This window comes from Corynebacterium sp. KPL2734 (assembly GCF_040225595.1).
GTDB lineage: Bacteria > Actinomycetota > Actinomycetes > Mycobacteriales > Mycobacteriaceae > Corynebacterium > Corynebacterium rhinophilum.
Window position 1 is genome coordinate 69638 of sequence record NZ_JBEHFO010000001.1, and the last position, 20721, is coordinate 90358.

17 protein-coding genes are annotated in these 20721 nt (G+C 57.6%); 14 read left to right on the plus strand and 3 right to left on the minus strand.

The window, feature by feature from the left end; all coding sequences use genetic code 11:
- Positions 1–81 precede the first annotated feature (81 nt).
- Positions 82–2004 (minus strand): asparagine synthase (glutamine-hydrolyzing), encoded by a 1923-nt coding sequence (gene asnB / locus ABRP88_RS00345; RefSeq protein WP_284795970.1) that lies wholly within the window; start codon positions 2002–2004, stop codon positions 82–84.
- A gap of 388 nt (positions 2005–2392) precedes the next feature.
- Between asnB and ctaC the strand changes: the two genes are divergently transcribed.
- The 12 genes from ctaC to ABRP88_RS00405 all read left to right on the plus strand — a co-directional run bounded on the left by ctaC (position 2393) and on the right by ABRP88_RS00405 (position 16264).
- Positions 2393–3466: an aa3-type cytochrome oxidase subunit II gene (ctaC, locus tag ABRP88_RS00350; protein ID WP_349835645.1), complete on the plus strand. Its 1074-nt coding sequence runs from the start codon at positions 2393–2395 to the stop codon at positions 3464–3466.
- Positions 3467–3485: 19 nt separating this feature from the next.
- Complete coding sequence (gene ctaF, locus ABRP88_RS00355) at positions 3486–3917, plus strand: aa3-type cytochrome oxidase subunit IV (RefSeq protein WP_005278348.1); 432 nt, start codon at positions 3486–3488, stop codon at positions 3915–3917.
- Positions 3918–4456: 539 nt separating this feature from the next.
- Positions 4457–5068 carry an aa3-type cytochrome oxidase subunit III gene (gene ctaE, locus ABRP88_RS00360; RefSeq protein WP_369707792.1) on the plus strand — a complete coding sequence of 204 codons (612 nt, stop codon included), beginning with the start codon at positions 4457–4459 and terminating at the stop codon, positions 5066–5068.
- A 56-nt stretch (positions 5069–5124) separates the two neighbouring features.
- Positions 5125–6012, plus strand: coding sequence for a cytochrome bc1 complex diheme cytochrome c subunit (qcrC, locus tag ABRP88_RS00365; protein ID WP_005283937.1), 888 nt, complete (start codon positions 5125–5127; stop codon positions 6010–6012).
- The gene (qcrA, locus tag ABRP88_RS00370) at positions 6009–7229 is read left to right on the plus strand and encodes a cytochrome bc1 complex Rieske iron-sulfur subunit (RefSeq protein WP_349835648.1); all 1221 of its coding nucleotides are present in this window, start codon (positions 6009–6011) and stop codon (positions 7227–7229) included. Before qcrC ends, qcrA begins: the two co-directional genes overlap by 4 nt.
- Positions 7229–8851: a cytochrome bc1 complex cytochrome b subunit gene (qcrB, locus tag ABRP88_RS00375; RefSeq protein WP_349835650.1), complete on the plus strand. Its 1623-nt coding sequence runs from the start codon at positions 7229–7231 to the stop codon at positions 8849–8851. The genes qcrA and qcrB overlap by 1 nt, the downstream gene beginning before the upstream one ends.
- A gap of 1622 nt (positions 8852–10473) precedes the next feature.
- Positions 10474–11103, plus strand: a complete 630-nt coding sequence (locus ABRP88_RS00380; RefSeq protein WP_005278362.1) for a C40 family peptidase — start codon at positions 10474–10476, stop codon at positions 11101–11103.
- Between the two features lie 121 nt (positions 11104–11224).
- Complete coding sequence (locus ABRP88_RS00385) at positions 11225–12268, plus strand: C40 family peptidase (RefSeq protein WP_349835652.1); 1044 nt, start codon at positions 11225–11227, stop codon at positions 12266–12268.
- A complete protein-coding gene (locus ABRP88_RS00390) occupies positions 12269–13372 on the plus strand; it encodes a glycosyltransferase family 4 protein (protein ID WP_349835654.1) in 1104 nt (367 codons plus the stop codon).
- A gap of 38 nt (positions 13373–13410) precedes the next feature.
- On the plus strand, positions 13411–14343 hold the full coding sequence (locus tag ABRP88_RS00395) for an ROK family protein (protein ID WP_296088814.1): 933 nt from the start codon (positions 13411–13413) through the stop codon (positions 14341–14343).
- Positions 14344–14366: 23 nt separating this feature from the next.
- Positions 14367–15107: a lysophospholipid acyltransferase family protein gene (locus ABRP88_RS00400; protein WP_284769499.1), complete on the plus strand. Its 741-nt coding sequence runs from the start codon at positions 14367–14369 to the stop codon at positions 15105–15107.
- Positions 15108–15169: 62 nt separating this feature from the next.
- On the plus strand, positions 15170–16264 hold the full coding sequence (locus ABRP88_RS00405; RefSeq protein WP_296088811.1) for an acyltransferase family protein: 1095 nt from the start codon (positions 15170–15172) through the stop codon (positions 16262–16264).
- On the opposite strand, the gene ABRP88_RS00410 is transcribed toward ABRP88_RS00405, so the two are convergent.
- Positions 16170–17357, minus strand: a complete 1188-nt coding sequence (locus ABRP88_RS00410) for a glycosyltransferase 87 family protein (protein WP_349835658.1) — start codon at positions 17355–17357, stop codon at positions 16170–16172. The two genes, ABRP88_RS00405 and ABRP88_RS00410, sit on opposite strands and share 95 nt — an antisense overlap.
- Positions 17358–17432: 75 nt before the next feature.
- On the opposite strand from ABRP88_RS00410, the gene ABRP88_RS00415 reads away from it, so the two are divergent.
- Positions 17433–17942, plus strand: coding sequence for a polyadenylate-specific 3'-exoribonuclease AS (locus tag ABRP88_RS00415; protein WP_284784644.1), 510 nt, complete (start codon positions 17433–17435; stop codon positions 17940–17942).
- Between the two features lie 44 nt (positions 17943–17986).
- On the plus strand, positions 17987–19375 hold the full coding sequence (locus ABRP88_RS00420) for a class II 3-deoxy-7-phosphoheptulonate synthase (protein ID WP_284769502.1): 1389 nt from the start codon (positions 17987–17989) through the stop codon (positions 19373–19375).
- A gap of 6 nt (positions 19376–19381) precedes the next feature.
- On the opposite strand, the gene ABRP88_RS00425 is transcribed toward ABRP88_RS00420, so the two are convergent.
- Entirely contained in the window at positions 19382–20716 is a 1335-nt protein-coding gene (locus ABRP88_RS00425; protein WP_349835660.1) for a serine/threonine-protein kinase, read from the minus strand.
- Between the last annotated feature and the right edge of the window lie 5 nt (positions 20717–20721).

The following is a 20721-nucleotide window of genomic DNA, read 5'->3' on the forward strand; positions in this document are numbered from 1 at the left end:
AAGAAAGAGGGTGAGTGCTTCGCGGCACTCACCCTCTTTTTATGTCTTTATGGCTCGGTGTAGAGCTTTACCCAATGCGGCCTAAAGCTTGACTGGGTAGTCGCGCTGCTCGATCTGCGGGTCGATGCGCTTTTCCACAAAGATGCCGTGCCAGATCATAAAGGACAGCACGGTCCACAGGCGGCGGGAGTGATCGGATACGCCATCGCGGTGCTCCTTGAGCATCTCCAGAACTTCCTTCTTATTGAAGATGTCCTCCGTCTGGGAATCGTTGATGGTGTCCTGTGCCCAGCCGTAGAGCTCGTCGCCGGCCAGCCAGTGGCGCATGGGTACGGGAAAGCCCAGCTTCTTGCGGTTGAGGACGTGCGCGGGAACGATCTGTTCCATGGCCTTGCGCAGCGCGTACTTGGTGGTGCCGTGGGAAATCTTCAGATCGTGCGGAATGGATTCTGCGACCTTAAATACTTCTTTATCCAGGAATGGCACGCGCAGCTCCAAGGAGTTGGCCATATTGATCTTATCGGCCTTGACCAGGATGTCACCGCGCATCCAGGTAAATAGGTCAAGGTGCTGCATGCGGGCTACCGGGTCAAAGTCTTCCGACTGCGCATAGATGGGCGCAGTGACCTCGCGGTGATCCCACTCGCGCTTGGCCCATGGGATAACGCGCTGCATCTGCTCAAAGTTAAAGGACCGCGCATTGCCGTAGTAGCGCTCCTCCATGGTCATGGAACCGCGGTTGAGCAGGGACTTGCCCTTCATACCTTCTGGCAGCACGCGGGAAAGCTTGCCCAGTCCCTGGCGCAGGGGAGAGGGGATCTTCTCAAATGGGGCGAGCGACAGCGGCTCCTTATAGATGGTGTAGCCACCGAAGAGCTCATCGGCGCCCTCACCGGACAAGACCACCTTGACGTGCTTGCGGGCCTCTTGGGCCACGAAGTACAGCGGCACGAGGGAAGGATCGGCCACCGGGTTATCCAGGTACCACATGATCTTAGGAATCGACTCGGCGTATTCTTCCGGCGAGACGATCTTGACGATGTGCTCCACGCCGATGGCGGCCGCCGATTCCGCGGCCACGTCCACCTCGGAATAGCCTTCGCGCTCGAAGCCTGTAGTAAAGGTCAGCAGATCCGGGTTGTGGCGTTTGGCCAAGGCAGCGATGGCGGTGGAGTCGATGCCGCCAGAGAGGAAAGAGCCAACGGTGACATCGGCACGCATGTGCTTGGCGACGGAATCCTCCAACGCTTCTGCAATGCGGTCAAAGAGCTGCTGTTCTTTTCCTTCTGGTACCTGCTGGACCGGGAAACGCGGCTTAAAGTAGCGCTCGGAGACGACCTCCTCGCCCGGCTTCAGGGTCACAGTGCAGCCGGATTCCACCCGGCGGATATTGGCGTGCAGGGATTCCGGTTCCGGGACGTATTGCAGGTCGACATAGTGCTCAATAGCACGACGGTCAAGGTTGAGTTCTAGACCAATGTCCTCGGCCATCTCCAGGATGCACTTCATCTCGGAGGCAAAGACGGTGCCGGCGTCCGTGGTGGCATAGTAAAGCGGCTTGATGCCGAACTGGTCGCGCGCGGCAAACATGGTCTTGGTCTTGGTATCCCAAATAACGATGCCAAACATGCCGCGCAGGTGCTCGACGACGTCCTTGCCCCAGTGGTGATAGCCCACCGCAATGGGTTCGCCATCACCTTCCGTATAGAAGGTATAGCCCAAGGCCTTGAGTTCTTCGCGGAGCTCAACGTAGTTGTAGATCTCGCCGTTAAAGGTAAGGGCATACCGCTCTGGTTCATCCTCGGGACCCCAGCGCAGGGGCTGGTGGGAATGTTCCAAGTCGATAATGGACAGGCGGTTAAAGCCGAAGGCGGCGTCGCCATCATGCCAAGTACCGGCTGCATCCGGTCCGCGGTGGTGCATGCAAGGAAGCGACCGCTCGAGCGCGTCGACATATTTGTCCACGTTTCCGGTGGCCGCGAGCATGCCAAGAAGTCCGCACATGTAAAGATAGCTCCTTTTAATTAAGCGACTAGTGCTCGGTGTCCTACTCTACGGTGCATGGGGTGGAAACCAGAAAGCGCCACGGCTTGGAAGAAGCTGCGGAAAAGCTTAAATTCAGCTTCCCCGTAAGGGTGCGAACTTTCGGATGATGGCCGGAATTGTTCCCTGTGAGTTAAGGCACATGGCAAAGGTGCAGACTGGGGGTACGGTTGGAACATTGTGCAGGTGGGGCGGTAACCTACTGGAACGTGGATATAAATTGAGCGCCCTGGGTCTCCTTTTAAGCTTCAAAAAGGCTGGGAACCAAGCATTTATCCATTATTCTGATTGGGTAAGGGTGCTCTGTGAGTATTCGAGAAGTTTGTGTGGACAGAAAGGCAGAACACACGTGGGACAGCGTAATAAGCGCACCTACGCCCGTAAGGCGGGCGTAGCTGGCGCACTTGCCCTAGGCGGTCTCGCCCTGGCTGGTTGTGACGTTCAGGCGCCAACTGCTGTAGAGAACCTCCTGGGATTCGGTTGGCCAAAGGGTGTGACCCCTGAGGCTGAGGCAATGTACAACTTCTGGATCTGGGTCTGGGTTGCAGCTTGGATTGTCGGCTTCGTCATGTGGGGCCTCTTCCTTACTGCAATCTTCCGCTGGAGCGCGAAGAAGGCCAAGCGCGATGGCAAGGGTGAATTCCCGCGCCAAACGCAGTACAACGTGCCATTGGAGATGGTGCTGACCATCGTTCCAATCCTGATCATCATGACCTTGTTCTTCTTCACGGTGCAGACCCAGCAGAAGGTCACCGCATTGGATAAGGATCCAAAGGTTACCGTTGACGTCACGGCATTCCAGTGGAACTGGAAGTTCGGCTACGCCGAAAACCGCGTCAACGGTGAAAACTACAACGGTGCGGACGAAGCGCGTCAGGCTGAAGCGGAAAAGACCGCCCATGACCCTGAGGGTGTGGATAACCCCAACCCGATTCACGGCAAGTCCAAGGGTGACCTTTCCTACCTCAACTACAACAAGATTGAGACCGTAGGCTCCACCGAAGAGGTTCCGGTTCTGGTGCTTCCTTCCGATACCGCCATCGAGTTCCGTCTGGCTTCCGCTGACGTTTCTCACGCGTTCTGGGTACCGGAGTTCTTGTTCAAGCGCGACGTGTACGCACACCCTGAAGCCAACGCCCAGGAGCGCAGCTTCCAGATCGAATCGATTGATAAGCAAGGCGCCTTTGTTGGTCGCTGTGCTGAGATGTGCGGTACCTACCACTCCATGATGAACTTCGAGATTCGCGTTGTGTCCCCAGAGGACTTCAATGCCTACATGGACTTCCGCGAGAAGAACCCGAACGCCACCAACGCCGAGGCGCTGAAGGAAATCGGCCAGGATCCGTACGCAGTTACCACCCACCCGTTCTCCGGCGAGCGCGACACCGCCGATGGTGACAACTACGTTAAGACCGCGGCATAAGAGATAAGGACATTACACAATGCGTGCTACATCGAAAGTCTTTTACTCAATCGCGACCTACCTTTTCGTCTCGCTGATTGTTTATATCTTTGGCGTCACCCTCGTGAAGGATGATGGTTACCTCTACGGTGCCGAGTGGGTTGGCATCGTGGGCATGTTCCTCTCCGTCGTGCTCTGCCTCATGCTGGGCGGCTACCTGCACTTCACCGATAACCGCAGCGACGTTCTGCCGGAAGACTGGGAAGAAGCAGAGACCGAAGACTCCGCTGGTATCTTGGGCTTCTTCTCCCCAAGCTCCATCTGGCCGCTGGCCATGGCCGGTGCCATCGGCTTCTTGGGCTTGGGCGTCATCTTCCTGTACTACTGGCTCATCGCCTTGGGCGCCGTGTGCTTGATTGCTGCCTGCACCGGACTGTCCTTGCAATACGGTCTGCCTAAGGAAAAGCACTAGAAATTATCTAGTCGCAGCCACTGCCTAAACTTCTCAGCCCTCCTCACCATTCCTCGGTGGGGAGGGCTTTGGCGATCTGCGTCGGAAATCGACGGGTAAAGTTCCCGCGGTTCCTAAATTTTTTTGAGAAGGGGGAGCGGGGTTGCGTCCAGGTTTTAAGTGGGCAGCAAAAGCGCATCCCAGCACGTAAACGGCTATTTCTGCGGGGGTCAACCGAAAGTTGCAAATGGGCCATTTTCCCCGGAAACCACCGTGTGATTTATCTCTCTAAGAAACTTGCCGAAACCGGTTGCGGACGAAGGGTGGATCATCGTACATCGGCTAGGTCGAGTCGTAGGAATTGCGGCTATAGCCGGAGTTTAAGTGTGTCACCTGCGTCGATGTCTCGTCGGATAAGAATACAAAAAGTTCCCAGGTATTTATTGTTGACGGATCTCGTTCGTTTCCTTATTGGTAGCTGGCAATTTGGTGAAATCCGAATAGAGAAAGCGGGGGGAATTGAAGTGACTTTAGGATCCAGAACGGCCATAATTACCACTGTGACGAGCGTAGTTTCTAACCAAGGTATGACAGCACCACGTGTTGCCTCGCTGAACCGACCCAATATGGTCAGCGTGGGCACCATCGTGTTCCTGTCTCAGGAATTGATGTTCTTTGCCGGACTGTTCGCGATGTGGTTCACCTCGCGAGCGAACGGCCAGGAAGGCGATTGGGCAGAGCACACTGCCCATATCAACCTGCCAATGGGCTTTCTCATTACTGCAGTGTTGATTTCTTCCTCCGTGACCTCGCAGTTCGGCGTGTTTGCCGCAGAAAGGGGTGACGTTTACAAGCTTCGACTCTGGTACACCATCACGCTGGTATTGGGTGTTGTCTTCCTGGGCATCATGGCGTTTGAGTGGGCTGAGTTGATTCACGCAGGCGTGACGGTACAGTCCAGCGTCTTTGGTTCGGTGTTCTACATCATCACCGGCTTCCACGCTGCGCACGTAACCGCCGGTTTGATTTCCTTTGCAATCATCCTGGCGCGTATCGCTAAGTCTAAATTCACGCCGGCACAGGCTACCGCCGCGATGGCAGTGTCCTACTACTGGCACTTCGTTGACGTTGTGTGGATCGGTGTGTTCACCGTTATCTACTTGATTCAGTAGTGTCGGCGACCCTCTCCCCAAAACAGTCCTCCCGTGTTCGAGTTATCTAAAGGAAAATGATGGATAACAATTCGCAGTCCGCGGCAGTGGAGCAGACCACTGCCTCGGCTAAGAAGACCCGCCGTCGCCGCAAGGCGAAGCGCACCCTTGCAGGTGGCTTTGCTTTGGCCATCGGTTTGACCGGCGCTGGCGTCTTGGCCTCTGCCTTGACGCCTGACGCTCAGGTCGCTACGGCGGAAAAAGATGATCAAGCCCTCGTGCAAGAGGGTAAGGACATCTACGACACCGCTTGTATCACTTGTCACGGTGCCAATCTGCAAGGCATCGAAGGCCGTGGCCCCTCTCTCGTAGGTATCGGCGCCGGCTCTGTGTACTTCCAGGTTCACTCCGGCCGTATGCCGATGATGTCCAACGACGCACAGGCAGAGCGCAAGGCTCCTCGTTACACCGAACAGCAGACCTTGGCGCTGGCCGCTTATGTTGCTGCTAACGGCGGCGGCGCAGACATTGTCTACAACGACGATGGAAGTATCGCCCAAGAATCCCTTCGCGGCGCCAACTACAACGGCCAGATTCAGGCCGAAGACGTTGCCAAGGGCTCTGAGCTTTTCCGCATGAACTGCGCATCTTGCCACAACTTCACCGGTCAGGGTGGTGCGCTGTCCTCCGGTAAGTACGCCCCGGAGCTGGCACCTGCTAACGAGCAGGAAATTTACCAGGCAATGTTGACCGGTCCGCAGAACATGCCAAAGTTCTCTGACCGCCAGCTGACTGCAGATGAAAAGAAGGACATCATCGCCTACTTGAAGTCTGCAGAAGAGACTCCGTCTCCTGCCGGTTGGGACCTTGGCGGTCTCGGCCCTGTGGCTGAAGGCCTGGCAATGTGGATTATTGGTATCAGCGCCCTGTGCGCCGCTGCTATGTGGATTGGATCGCGCTCATGAGCAATGTGAAAAAGAATTACACTGACGCAGAGCTCGATAAGATGAGCAATGATGAACTTGCTGCACTTGGTACCGAGCTCGATGATGTCACCGTAGCGTTCCGCAAGGAGCGTTTCCCGGTTGAAGGTGACCCCGCGGAAAAGCGTGCGGGTCGCAATGTCGCCATTTGGCTGGCACTCTCCGTTATCGGCGGATTGGCTTTCTTGGGCGTCTACCTCTTCTGGCCTTGGCAGTACAAGCAGCTAGGGGAGGACGGCCTCGTCTGGCACATTCTCTACACCCCGCTGCTTGGTATTACCGCTGCATTGTCCATCTTCGGACTCGGCTTTGCCATCGTTCAGTACGTGAAGAAGATCCTGCCGGAAGAAATCTCCGTGCAGCGTCGCCACGATGGTCCTTCCGAAGAAGTTGACCGCCGTACTCTTACCGCTCTCTTGAACGATTCTTGGAAGACCTCCACTCTCGGCCGCCGCAAGACCATCCAAGGTCTGCTCGGTGGTGCAGGCGTTCTCTTCGGCTTGACTGTTATCGCCCCGCTTGCCGGCGCAATCCGCAATCCATGGAAGGTTCGCCACGAGGTGAACTACGCCGGTGATGGCACGCTGTGGACCTCCGGCTGGACGATGCACGAGAAGGGCGTAAAGCTTTACCTCGCTCGTGACACCGGCACCATCGCTGAGAAGCACTCCGGCGAGTCCGGCGAACACTACACCACCGAAGGCGTTACCCGCTTGGTGCGCGTTCGCCCCGAGGACTTGGCTGCCGGCGGCATGGAAACCGTCTTCCCGCTTGCGGAAGAAGACGTCAACGACGGTGACCAGTACGACGCTAAGCGCGACGTATACGAGCACCACATGCACTCCATCCACGGCAACCGCAACGCGGTGATGTTGATTCGTCTGCGCCACTCCGATGCGCAGAAGGCGATCGAGCGTGAGGGTCAGGAAGACTTCCACCACGGCGATTACTACGCCTACTCCAAGATTTGTACTCACATTGGTTGCCCAACGTCGTTGTACGAGGCACAGACCAACCGAATCCTGTGCCCCTGCCACCAGTCGCAGTTCGACGCATTGCACTACGGTAAGCCGGTCTTCGGCCCGGCCGCCCGTGCTCTGCCACAGCTGCCCATCACGGTGGACGATGAGGGCTACCTTGTTGCAGAGGGCAACTTCATTGAGCCTGTCGGTCCGGCATTCTGGGAGCGTAAGTCATAATGAGCAATAAACTCGCCCAAATGGGCAACAACATGGACGAGCGCTACAGCGCCGCCGGCGTGCTAAGGACGCAGCTGAACAAGGTCTTTCCGACCCACTGGTCCTTCATGCTCGGTGAGATGGCGCTGTACAGCTTCATCATTCTTCTACTAACCGGTACATACCTGGCGCTATTCTTTGACCCTTCCATTACGAAGGTCATCTACGACGGCACCTACGCACCGCTGAACGGCGTTGAGATGTCGCGCGCCTATGCAACCGCACTCGATATTTCCTTCGAGGTCCGTGGTGGCCTCTTCGTTCGCCAGATGCACCACTGGGCAGCACTGCTGTTCATGATGTCGATGGTTGCGCACATGCTGCGCATCTTCTTCACCGGTGCATTCCGTCGTCCCCGCGAAGCTAACTGGATTATTGGTTGCACCCTTATCCTGTTGGGCATGATCGAGGGCTTCCTCGGTTACTCCCTGCCGGACGACCTGCTTTCCGGTGTCGGTCTGCGCATTATGTCCGCCATCATCCTTGGTCTGCCGATCATTGGTACTTGGCTGCACTGGGCCATCTTCAACGGCGACTTCCCGTCCGACTTGATGCTGGACCGCTTCTACATCCTGCACGTTCTGGTCATCCCTGGCATCATCCTGGGCCTCATCGCGGCCCACCTGATCATGGTGTGGTTCCAGAAGCACACCCAGTTCCCTGGACCGGGTCGCGCAGAGAGCAACGTGGTTGGCGTCCGTATTATGCCGGTCTTCGCCACCAAGGCGATTGGCATGGGCATGATGGTCGCCGGCGTGCTGGCCTTGATGTCCGGTGTGCTGACCATCAACGCCATCTGGCTGCTTGGTCCGTACAACCCGTCACAGGTGTCTGCAGGTTCCCAGCCCGATATCTACATGCTCTGGACTGACGGTGTGGCTCGTGTCATGCCCGCTTGGGAGCTGTACCTGGGTAACTACACGATTCCTTCCGCCTTCTGGGTTGCGCTGTTGTGTGGCCTGATGGTTGTACTGCTTATTACCTACCCGTTCCTGGAGAAGAAGTTCACTGGTGACGATGCGCACCACAACCTTTTGCAGCGTCCGCGTGACGTTCCTACGCGTTCCGCTATCGGTGCCGCAGCAATCGTGTTCTTCCTGCTGGTTACTCTCTCCGGTGGTAACGACCACGTTGCGCACTTCTTCCAGATTTCGTTGAATGCGATGACCTGGGTCGGACGCATCGGCCTGATTGTCCTGCCGCCGATTGCTTACTTCATGACCTACCGCATTTGCGTTGGTCTCCAGCGCTCTGACCGCGAGGTGCTCGAGCACGGTATTGCTACCGGTGTCATCAAGCAGCTGCCTAACGGTGCCTTCATTGAAGTTCACCAGCCGCTCGGCCCGGTTGATGAGCACGGCCACGCAGTACCGCTTGAGTACGCAGGCGCTCAGGTGCCGAAGCAACTTAACCACCTCGGTTACGCTGACTCCGAGATTCAGGGCACCTTCAGCCCGGACGATCCGGAACTCATGCGCCGCGTTCACGAGATTCACGAGGAGAACCACGAAGAGGAAGCGGAGATGTTCCGTCGCCTCAACGAGGCCAACCGCCGTGATGACGAGGAAAACGGTCGCATCTAACCTTTCCTTGGGTTAGCTCGATACACGCTCACTAAACGAGCCCGCTAAGCCACCAATACCTGGTGGTAAGCGGGCTCGTTTCAGTTTTGGAATCGTCGCTTTCTTAAGGAATCCCGGGTTGCTTCTACTGGGCTATCGAGCTAGGAGTCGGCACATAATACAGACACCCTGGGACTGTCTCTTTTGGGCGAAAACCGGATTTTTGCCTGAACTATCTTGGTAGATGGCCTCGCACAAACCCGGGGTCAACCTAGACGGTAAGAACCTCGTCGTCCTCCACATACGGGAATGGAAGTGCCGACAAACGCTGGCTCATGCGGAAACGCCTTGTCTAGCGGTGGGGAAAAGCGCTAGCCCTGTTAGTTAACAGTAGGGTAGCCGTCCTAGGAGCATGCTGTTGCCACTGAACCTGGGATGGATGATTTCCGCGTATGGGCCTTTGAGCGAGCCCCATAGTCGGTATTTGTCTTTAAGCGTGGTCTACAGGGCTTCGGAATAGCTATTGCACTAATATGTTCTTTTCCCTTTGCTTCACTTTTTGGGCACAGTTAGCACAGTCCTTATTGGCTCCTTTTCTTCTGTAGTCATCATCACTAGAAGCGTGAGCCTCATCTGGGGCCGTCGTTGCAGCTTTCTGCTAATGCTAGAACTCTTCGAGTGCATAGTCGCCAAGAGCAGTCGCAGGATCCACGTTCGTATCCTCTTCACCCTTTCGCCTGGGTCAATTGAAGGGCGCTGTGCTTTGTACAGATATTTGGATTGGGAATCACCCAATCCGACAACGAGAGCGTTCCTCGGGGCGCGAAATATAGGCGTTATTCTCCGCCCTTAGATACTGCAGTGAGGTACTCGTTCGTTCCGGACCCTTAAATAAGTATTGCCGGCCTCTGCAGAGACGAGGCGGACCAAGGCCTTTCTATAGGGACTCACGCCGTAAAGCGAGGAACTGGGGTGGACTAAACCTTACTCGCCCGGTGGGTACTGGAAGCGGCGTTACCTAACCGGCCCCAGTGCCTGGCAACAAGCCACGAGGTGGCCTCTTGGGCTCAGCACGCAATAGGCTCGCGGGCTCAGTAAAACCCGGAGCGATAACGCTGGATAGGGCGGCCGGTTTTACGCGATCCGAAGGCGCTCAAGGACGAGGCTGATGGTACGAAAGTGATTGTCACACATAGTATGTGTTGAAAGTCACAAATAATAATTTTTGAACTTGTTGAAGCCCTCGTTCGCGGAAGGAGTGACTGTTGAAGGCGGGGTAAGCCTTGGCTATTGTTCCAGTGTATGGCCTTTAAAAATCAGTAATAGCTTTATTGAATCTTCGATATCTCCGGTTTGTCTCGGCTTGGTCAAAATAAGATAACGAACGTGTAACAAAGCTAGATCCGGGGTAGTGAATGGACATTGATTGTGATGATTTCGTAACCTATTCGAGACATTGAGTTACCGCCCGAAAAGGTGCTCAATACGAAATGAAAATTTATAGCGTCGCATCTGGCTCCTCCTAGTGAGGGGCCGAGTGGAGGAAGGCCTAAAGGAACGGCCCTCCAATGAACACTAGGCCCCAGGGTCAGAGCTTTTCTACAAGGGAAAGTAGACGCGTAGGAAGATTTGGAGTTTTTCTCGTGGCAAAGCACCGTCGTCAGGGCACTGTAAATACCCGTCGTATCGCATCTACTGCAGCTATCGCTGCAACCGCAGCTGTCGCCGCCCCAGGCGTCGCTCAGGCTGCTGAGGTCGTTGTTCCTAATACCGACTACCGTTTCGAGGTTGCCGGTCTGGAAAACGTTCCGAACATTGACCAAGTCCCGAACATTGACAAGTACGTCCCGTCCTTGGGCCAGGTTTCCAACCAGGGTGGCGACAACTTCGTTGCCGCTGCTGAGCAGCAGGCTGCTCCGGCACCGTCCACCGTTGGTCAGAAGGCTCTGGAAGCTGCACGCTCCGTCCTTGGCTCGCCGTACGTTTACGGCGCTGCTGGCCCGAGCGCATTCGACTGCTCCGGCCTGACCAGCTGGGCATACTCCCAGGCTGGCGTTCAGATTCCGCGTACCTCCCAGGCTCAGGCCGCTGGCGGTACCCCGGTTTCCCTGGACCAGCTGCAGCCTGGTGACATCATTTCCTACTACGGTGGCGCTTCCCACGTCGGTATCTACACCGGCAACGGCACCATCATTGACGCGCTCAACTCCGGCACCCCTGTGCAGGAGCGCGACTTGAACTACATGCCGATCCACAACGCTGTGCGTTTCTAATTGGCAGTGAAATGACATGCCCTTCCCTTTGTAAAAAAGGGAAGGGTTTTGTTGTGCAACAGCGGCCAAAACCCGCTATAGTAAATTCGATTTTTGAAAATTTTGAGTTGAAGGTCTTCTCGTGTCTAAACGTGTGCTCCCAGCCGCTGCACTAACTGCAGTTCTCGCTGTTACTTCTCTTTCTGGCCTGCCGCAAGTTATCGCGCAAGAGGCGGAACCGAACCAAGAATCTGCCACTGAAAATGTTGATGAGCTGGTGGATCGTGTCGGTGAAGTCGCCCGCAAGGTCTCTGCTAAGAACGAGGAAGTCAAAGAGCTAGAAGATAAGCTCGCGGCCAAGGAAGAAGAGGTCGCTCAAGCAGAAGAGGACGCCGCTCAGGCACAAGAGCGCGTACGCGACGCGCAGGGCGATGTCTTCACGCAGCAGGGCCGGGTGGACGATCTGGCACAGTCTCGCTACCGGGGAGACTCCCGTTCCGCCGTCTCGGGCGCTTTGGCGGCAGAAGACCCCGCAGACGCCGTAGAGCGCATGGGCTACTTGGGTGCGCTCTCGCGTAAGGCGCAGCGCACCCTCGATGCCAAGGCTGATGCCGCCTCAACGGCCGAAGCGGTTCAGCAGGAAGCGGCTGAGGCTGCGAAAAAGGTCCGAAAGGAAAAGAAGGATCTCGAAAAGCAGCGCGATGAGCTGGTAAAGCAAAAGGAGGCGCTGGAAGAGCAGCAGGCCGATATCGAGGCGCAGGTGGATGCGCTCAGCGATGAGCAGCGTGAAGCCTGGGAGGGACAATTCGGCGGCACGGATAAGCTGGACATCGACTTGGGTGAGATCGCCGATGGTGCTAGCTCTGCGGCTCTGTCCAAGCTGGGCTCGCCCTATGGTTGGGGCTCTGCCGGCCCGAATCAGTTCGACTGCTCCGGCCTGATGTACTGGGCCTACCAGCAGATTGGTAAGACCATTCCGCGCACCTCGCAGGCGCAAATTGCTGGTGGCACGTCCGTGCCGGTTGACCAGTTGCAGCCTGGCGATATCGTGGGCTACTACCCAGGAGTTACCCACGTCGGAATGTACATTGGCAACGGCCAGGTTGTACACGCCTCGACCTATGGTGTGCCGGTTCAGGTCGTGCCGCTTAACTCGATGCCGATTTCGGGGACTGCACGGTTCTAAGTGGCCCGCATACTGCTGGTAACGAATGACTTTCCTCCCAAAGTTGGAGGAATCCAGTCCTACCTGCGGGACTACCTAGACGCGCTCGACCCAGACGATGTCGTAGTATTCGCTTCGACCCAAGAGCCGCCGGAGGACTATGACGCCTCCGTCGCCTACAAAGTCATTCGGTGGCCACATCGCGTGATGCTGCCCACCCCGGCAACCATGCGCCGCATGCAGGAGATCATCCGGCAAGAATCCATTGACGTCGTATGGTTCGGCGCGGCCGCACCACTGGCGCTGATGGGCAGGGCCGCGCGACAGGCGGGGGCGCGCCGCGTGGTGGCGACCACGCACGGCCACGAGGTGGGCTGGTCCATGGTTCCGCTGGCCCGGCAGTGCCTGCGGTTGATTGGCAATAACGCCGATGTCATTACCTATATTTCGGACTACACTCAGCGTCGCCTGCGTGGAGCGTTTGGCCCGCACCCCGAGTGGGCGCACCTGCCTTCCGGGGTCAGCCTAGATTCACTTTCCCCCGCAACCCCTGCCCAGCGCGCTGCGGCAAAGGCGGAGTTTGGGGTAAATGGGCCAACCATCGTCTGTATTTCCCGGTTAGTCCCGCGCAAGGGGCAAGACCAATTATTGCGGGCGATGCCACAGGTCAGAGAAGAATTCCCCGATGCGCAGCTAATGTTGATTGGGCGCGGGCGCTACCACGACGTACTGCAAGAATTGGCAGAGATGTACTGTCCCGATGCGGTGATTCAACCGGCCCCCAGCATTGAGACCGCCCTCCACGCCGCCGATGTTTTTGCCATGCCGGCCCGCACCCGGGGCGGCGGCTTGGACGTGGAAGGCCTGGGCATCGTCTATCTGGAAGCACAAGCCTGCGGGCTGCCGGTCGTTGCCGGTGATTCTGGGGGAGCGCCGGAGACTGTTACGGGGGAGACGGGGATCGTCGTCAAGGGCGCATCCGTCGATGAGCTCGTGGAGGCCTTGAAGGCGCTCTTGCGCTCGCCAGAAATGCGTGAACGCATGGGGCAGGCGGGGCGCAGGCATGTTGAACAGCACTGGAGCTGGGAGATCATGGGGCAGCGGCTGAGAAAGCTTATGGCTTGATGTGACCCTGGCCCGGTTGTCGGTATATTCTGATATCCATGCTTGAAAACAACTCCGCCGATCTTACTATCGGCTTCGATGTCGGTGGCACCAATGTGCGCGGTGGAGTAATTACTCGAAACGGGGACATCCTCGCGAGTCGGACCATGCCAACCTCGGGCGACCCGCGCCAACTTGATGATGACCTAGTAGCAATCGTTGAAGAGCTGCGCGCAGACTACCCCGTGGGGGCGGTGGGCCTTGCCGTTGCGGGATTTTTGGATCCAGAGTGTGAGACCGTCCGCTTCGCCCCGCATCTTCCGTGGCGGAATGCGCCCGTCCGGAAAAACCTTGCGGAGCGCTTGGGGCTGCATGTCCGGTTGGAGCATGATGCCAACTCCGCCGCTTGGGGAGAATGGCGCTTTGGCGCGGGGCGCGGCGCGAAGGATTGGGTATTTTTTGCGGTCGGCACCGGCATTGGCGCTACCTTGATGACCCACGACACCATCTACCGCGGCGCGTTTGGAACTGCTCCGGAATTTGGTCATATCGTTGTGGTTCCCAATGGCAGGCAGTGCTCGTGTGGCAAACGGGGCTGCTTGGAGCGCTATGCCTCTGGCACGGCCCTGCCGGATACCGCGCGCGAACTGCGCCCAGACTATGAGACCTCCTTGCCGCCGTATCCCACCGGTGAGCAGGTCGCACGCGCGGCACGTGGGGGAGACCCACTTGGTATTGCGGTAATGGAGAACTTTGGGCAGTGGTTGGGCCAAGGCCTATCCATCGTGGCTGATGTGCTTGATCCGGAGCTCATTGTCATTGGCGGCGGCGTGTCCCAAGATGCGGATATGTACTTAGAGGAAGCCACCGCTGCCATGGGCCGGGATATAGTCGGCGCTGGGCATCGCCCCCTTGCTCGCGTTGCAACCGCGGAATTGGGCTCGGCAGCAGGTATGATTGGCGTAGCTGACCTGGCCCGCCGCGGCCACTAGAATGAGCGAAGGACGAGCTGGAGATGAAAAACAAATGGTACTGGGCGTTTAAGCACATCTTTTTCGGGCCCGCCCTGCGTGTATGGAACCGCCCTTGGTCAGAAGGGATGGAAAAAATCCCTGCTGAGGGGCCCGCGATTTTGGTGTCCAACCACCAAGCGGTGATGGATTCCTTCTTTTTCCCCCTGCTGTGCCCGCGCCAAATTACTTTTTTGGCCAAGGCGGAGTATTTCACCACCCCCGGCCTCGTGGGCGGCATGCAGAAGTGGTTCTTTAGCTCCGTCGGGCAAGTTCCCATTGAGCGGGATCATGAATCAGCGGGGGAGGCCATGCTCGAGACCGCACGGAAGATTTTGGGGCGCGGTGATCTCTTTGGTATCTACCCAGAGGGAACGCGGTCCCCAGATGGGCGTGTATACAAGGGGCGTACCGGGATGGGGCGCATTGCCATGGAGACCAATCAGCCGGTCTATCCCGTTGTTATGATCAATTCCCGCAAGGCTAACCCAATCGGCTCGTGGATTGTCCGTCCCGCCAAGGTGGGGATGCGCGTGGGAGATCCCATTTACCCGCACGATTGGGCGCGCGAGCACGGCATGGATCCGCAGCAGCACGAGACCATTCGCGCGTTCACGGACATGGTCATGGGGACACTAGCTGAGCTCTCCGGCAATCCCTATGTGGATGTCTATGCGGCTGATGTAAAGGAATCATTAAAGGCCGGCCACGGATACCCCGCCGGTGCGGAGATTAAAGGGAGGTAATTACAATTCCTCAGGCCCGCTTAGCGTGGCCGGATACCGCAAAAGGAATTTCTATCATCGGCGTGGTGCTCCTACACATCACGCTGAAGGTGCCAGGAGCCGAACAAACGTGGCTCGCAACTCTCAATACCTTTCTCGACCCCCTGCGCCTTCCCCTGTTCTTTCTGGTCTCCGGCTACTTCTCTTTTAAAGTCTTTCGTTACAGTTTCGCCGAGTTATTTACCCGCCGGCTCTGGTTTTTCCTCATCCCATATTTGGTGTGGATGTCCGTGGAGCATATGACCAAACAGCTGGAATACCAGTGGGTCTTCGGCGACTCCTCCATGGGTATGGCCGAGATGCTGCAAAATCTTTTCCTTGGCCATACGATGGCCTGGTTTATCCACGCGCTCATTTTGTTCAATTTATTTTTGTGGTGTGTGCGTGCTTTACCGGCGTGGGCAGGAATCGGCCTGAGCTTTACTCCCGTGCTTTTTATTGCGTGGCAGGAACAGTTTCAGTTTATTGGCAAGGCCATTATGTTCCTTCCCATCTTCGTGGGCGCCGCCTATCTTCGCGAGCCAATCACGCGTTTTGCTGCTGCGGCAGAAGAGATATTCCGCGGCTCGTGGAGCATGCGCAGTGCTGGAGCGTATGCCTCAGCCATCGGCGCTTATTGTGCAGGCCTAGCCCTGCGCCACGTGTGGGATGGCAACGATGCTGATGTTGCTTTTAACTGGCCCCTGCTGGGCGCGGACTTTTTAGGTTGGGGAGATGTCAACTTATTAGTGCGCCTCGTGGAACAGGCACTGGAGGTGCCGGCGGGCATTATCGGCGCCGTGCTCATTAGCCACATTCCGTGGATTGCAGAAGGCGTGAAGTTCGTCGGACGGCACACGCTACCGATTTATTTGTCGCACCCTATTGGCTTGACCGTGGGCTACGGGTACTACATGGCGCATCACGATTATGTCGTGTCTTTGGCGGGCGAGTGGCCGCTGGAAAACACGTGGTTCTGGATCGGTATGTGCTTTATCTTTACGGCTATTTCTTCGCTGGCACTGTGGGCGCTGGGGAAGGTCCCTATCCTTGGCTGGACACTGGTTCCGCCGCGGATCGGTAGGCGCCGCCCCGCCGTAGAGCCAATGGTAGCGAACAAGCAACCAACAACACGGTAATGATGACGTAGTCATTGCCAACGATGTGCTGCCACCAGGTCCAGTCCAGTTCTTGGTCTTCGGTATGCGGAACTTTCCAGTGGCCGCGGGCAAATAGCGCTAGCCAAGTGAGTGCCGCTAGGATCCAGCGGCGGCTGGCAACCAAGTAGACGCCCGCTAATACCAGCCAGGTGAAGTGGTGCGACCACGATACGGGGGAGCACAGCAGCGACACAGACGCCGCCAGCAGCATGAGCACGACCTGATTGCCGTGGGAAAGGCGCTCCATGGCAAACCACACAATTGCAATGACGACGATAACGCCAATGAGCCACAGAGTTTCTGCGTTATCGGGGCTAAGGCGGGTAAACAAGCCGCGCAAGGACTGGTTGGCGCTATAGGCTAGGCCGCCGATGCGCTCGGAATCCCGCAAGGTGGAGGTCCAATACTCAATCGAGCTATGCGGATTGGCGGCGAAGGCTATGAGGCCAGCGGCTACGAAGGATCCCAGGGTGGTAAAGAAGGCCTTCCATTCGCGGCGGACGAAGAAGACGGCCAAAAAGACGGCGGGAGTGAGCTTGATAGCAATGGCGATGCCGGTCAGGATGCCACGGGCCTTTTTCACCCACAGCAAATCAATGACCACGAGTGCGGTCAGCAGGATATTGATCTGACCAAAACTAAAGGTCTGCGTAATCGGCTCGGCCAGCATGGCGGCAAAAAGCCCCCAAGCCGCCCATTCCTGGCAGTTGAGGGAGCGCAATACCAGCGCAATGCACGCCCACAATGCGAGTACGGAGAGGACCGTGACTACCACGGCGGCAGCGGTGAGGGGGACCCACTGCAGCGGGGCGAAGAGCAGGGCCGCAAACGGTGGGTAGGTAAAAGGCAGGGAAAAGTTGCGGTCAGTGCCTACGAAATAGTCACGATCATAAAGATCACTGCCGAAACCTGCCCCGCCTTCGCGGTAAACATCGAGGTCAATGTGGTAAAAGGCACGAAGCTCGCCCGAGAATAACGCAGGAATATCGATAATCCACCACAGCGCCGCGAGCGCAGACAGGATTAGGGGGAGGGCGGTGGTCCACAGGGCTTTATTATCGGTTCTGCTCACCCGCAAAATTTTACAGTGACGCGATCGTGGGGCCAATTTCCCGCGCCCATCGCCGCAGCGCTAGGCTTGGGAAACGTGCGTTACTTCTATGACACCGAATTTATCGAGGATGGCAAGACCATTGAATTGGTCTCCATCGGCATCGTCGGTGAAAACGGAAGTGAATATTATGCCGTATCCACGGATTTTGACCCGTCTAAGGCCAATTCTTGGGTCAAGGAAAACGTGTTGGCTAAGCTGCCCAGCCCCCAGGATTCTGCATGGAAGCCGGCGCGCACCATCCGCACGGAAATCCTGGAGTTTCTCACGCGCAGCTCTACGCCCATTGAATTATGGGCTTGGGTCGGCGCGTATGACCACGTGGTCTTGGCGCAGCTGTGGGGCGATATGGCGAGCTTGCCCAAGCGCCTGCCGCGCTATACCCGCGAGTTGAAGCAGCTGTGGGAGTTCGCCGGCCGCCCCAGCTTGCCGGCCGTGCCTAAGGGCAATCACGATGCGCTTGTCGATGCCCGCCATAACCTCGCCAAATTCCGCGCCTGCACCGAGGTCTTGCCCTTGTCCAAGGGGAATAGAATCAATTTCTAGCAGTTAACTACCAATCGACAGGCAGTAAATGGTTAAATGGAAGAGTGAGTTGGACAGTAGATATTCCGCAAAGTGTTCTGCCTGATCTTCCACCATTGCCAGAGGGCATTGAGGAGGTCTTCCAGGACGTCATCAAGCGTGACGCAAAGCAACAGCCTAGTTGGGATCCCACCCAGGCCGATAACGTGCGCAAGATTCTCGAGTCGGTGCCGCCCATCGTGGTTGCCCCGGAGATTGAGAAGCTCAAGCGGCAGCTTGCCGATGTCGCACTAGGAAACGCTTTCCTCCTGCAAGGCGGCGATTGCGCCGAGACCTTTGAATCGAATACCGAACCGCATATTCGCGGCAACGTCAAAACCTTACTGCAGATGGCCGTCGTTTTGACCTATGGTGCTTCCGTTCCAGTGGTGAAGCTGGGTCGCATTGCTGGGCAGTATGCGAAGCCGCGTTCTTCGGATACGGACGCGAATGGCTTGTTGAATTACCGTGGGGACATTGTCAATGGCGTGGAACCCACCGATGAGGATCGCCGTCATGACCCGGCACGCATGATCCGCGCCTACGCTAACTCTTCCGCGGCCATGAACTTGGTACGCTCTTTGACCTCCTCCGGCACCGCTGACCTGTACCGCCTGCACGAATGGAACCGGGAGTTCGTCCGTAAATCGCGCGCCGGTGCCCGCTACCAGGATCTGGCCCGCGAGATTGAAAACGGCCTGAAATTCATGAATGCCTGCGGCGTGCAGGATTCCACCTTGCACTCGGCGGATATTTACTGTTCGCACGAGGCGCTGTTGAAGGATTACGAGCGTTCCATGCTGCGCTTGGGCCAAGACGATAATGGTGATACCAAGCTTTATGACCTGTCCGCGCACCAAGTGTGGATTGGTGAGCGCACGCGTGGTCTGGATGACTTCCACGTCAACTTCGCCGCCATGATCGGCAACCCGGTGGGCATCAAGCTCGGTCCTGGCGCCACGCCTGAGCAGGCCGTGGAATATGCCGAAAAGTTGGATCCCAACCGCGAGCCCGGCCGCTTGACCATCATCTCCCGCATGGGGCACGATAAGGTCCGCAGCGTGTTGCCACCCATCATCAAGGCCGTCGAAGACTCCGGGCACACCGTGGTGTGGCAGTCCGACCCCATGCACGGCAATACCTTTACCTCGTCCAACGGGTACAAGACCCGCCACTTTGACAAGATCGTCGACGAGGTGCAGGGCTTCTTCGAGGTACACCGCGATTTGGGCACCCACCCGGGCGGCGTGCACCTCGAGTTCACCGGCGAAGATGTCACGGAATGTCTCGGCGGCGCCGAGGACATCACCGACCTAGATCTGCCGGGCCGCTATGAATCCGCCGTCGATCCGCGCCTGAACACGCAACAGTCCCTCGAGCTTTCCTTCCTCATCGCAGAGATGCTGCGGAACTAGCTCCCACTAGACCCAGAGGGAAGGGGTTCCTTCGTAATAGGAGGAACCAAACCACCACCCGCTGATAGCGACCGCACCGGTTGCCACCACCACTGCGAGGAGAAAGACCAGCAGTGATGCAGGATGGCGATTGGTTAGCGGCCGCTCAGCCGGTTCTTCTTCTGCCACCTGCGCGGGGGCTTGTGCAGGAGAATGCGCTGCCCCCACGCCCGCAGCGGGCGCTGGTGCGGGGACAGGCGCCGAGGCCGGTGCTAGGGCGGGTGGCAGTGGCGGCTCCGGGGGGACCGGTGCCTTGGGCACATCGAGGCGCGTTTCAAAGTCCGGCTGCTGCGGATCCGGCTCGGGAGGAATAACCTCGGTGGGCCCGCCGTCCAAGTGCTCGGTGGCGCCCTGCGGGATGGTCCGCGTGGGCTCAAATACATCCGTGGCGCCGATGCCGGAATAGTCAGTGGGTGTTTGTGCGGTGCGCGCGGCAGCGGCGTTGCGGGGGACCGGGATGGTGACCGTGGGCAGATCCAATTCCCGGCAAATATCCTCGAGGGCATCCAAAAATTCCCCGGCATCGGCAAAGCGCTCGCGGGGATCGCGGGCAGTGGCGGTGGCCACGAGGGCATCGACAAGCTTGGGCACGTCCTCACCATGCGTGGATGGGGCGGGAACATCCGCATATAGGCGCGCGGTGGCGTGCGCGATCGGGGTATCCCCGGAGAAGGGCACGGTTCCAGTCAAGAGTTCAAATAGCACAATACCGGCGGAATACACGTCGGTGGCGGGTGTTATATCCTCGCCGGTGACCTGTTCCGGCGCCAAATATGAAACGGTGCCGACGATCATATTCGAGGTCGCTTGCGCATTCCTCGCACGCACCAAGCCAAAATCGCCCAATTTCACCCGGTGATGCGAGGTAATGAGCACGTTATCGGGTTTAATATCGCGGTGGATAAGCCCTGTAGAGTGTACCTCGGTCAAGCCTTGGAGCACGCTGCGCAGGGTCGATAATGCGGCAGGGACGGTCAGCGGGCCGCCTTCGGCAAGCAGCTCGCGCAGGGTGCCGCCATCGATAAGCTCCATGATGAGGTAAATAGGCTCGCCATCGGCGGAAAAATCATGAATGGCCACGAGGTTGGGGTGTTGCAACCGCGCCATCGCGCGGGCCTCGCGGGAAAAGCGCTTGATAAAAACCGGGTCATCGTCATAGCGCTCATCCATGACCTTTGCGGCCACTTGGCGGCCCAAGCGCATATCCACGCAGCGATAGACGGTAGACATACCGCCGCGGGCGATGGGGCGATCGATGCGGTAACGGTCTTCCAACACGTCACCAATTTCCAACCTAGTCATACTCC

Coding starts and splice junctions, on each gene's coding strand:
- qcrA (WP_349835648.1), top strand. CDS start 6,009: ATGAGCAATGTGAAAAAGAATTACACTGACGCAGAGCTCGATAAGATG.
- asnB (WP_284795970.1), bottom strand. CDS start 2,004: ATGTGCGGACTTCTTGGCATGCTCGCGGCCACCGGAAACGTGGACAAA.
- ABRP88_RS00400 (WP_284769499.1), top strand. CDS start 14,367: ATGAAAAACAAATGGTACTGGGCGTTTAAGCACATCTTTTTCGGGCCC.
- ABRP88_RS00425 (WP_349835660.1), bottom strand. CDS start 20,716: ATGACTAGGTTGGAAATTGGTGACGTGTTGGAAGACCGTTACCGCATC.
- ctaF (WP_005278348.1), top strand. CDS start 3,486: ATGCGTGCTACATCGAAAGTCTTTTACTCAATCGCGACCTACCTTTTC.
- qcrC (WP_005283937.1), top strand. CDS start 5,125: ATGATGGATAACAATTCGCAGTCCGCGGCAGTGGAGCAGACCACTGCC.
- qcrB (WP_349835650.1), top strand. CDS start 7,229: ATGAGCAATAAACTCGCCCAAATGGGCAACAACATGGACGAGCGCTAC.
- ABRP88_RS00395 (WP_296088814.1), top strand. CDS start 13,411: ATGCTTGAAAACAACTCCGCCGATCTTACTATCGGCTTCGATGTCGGT.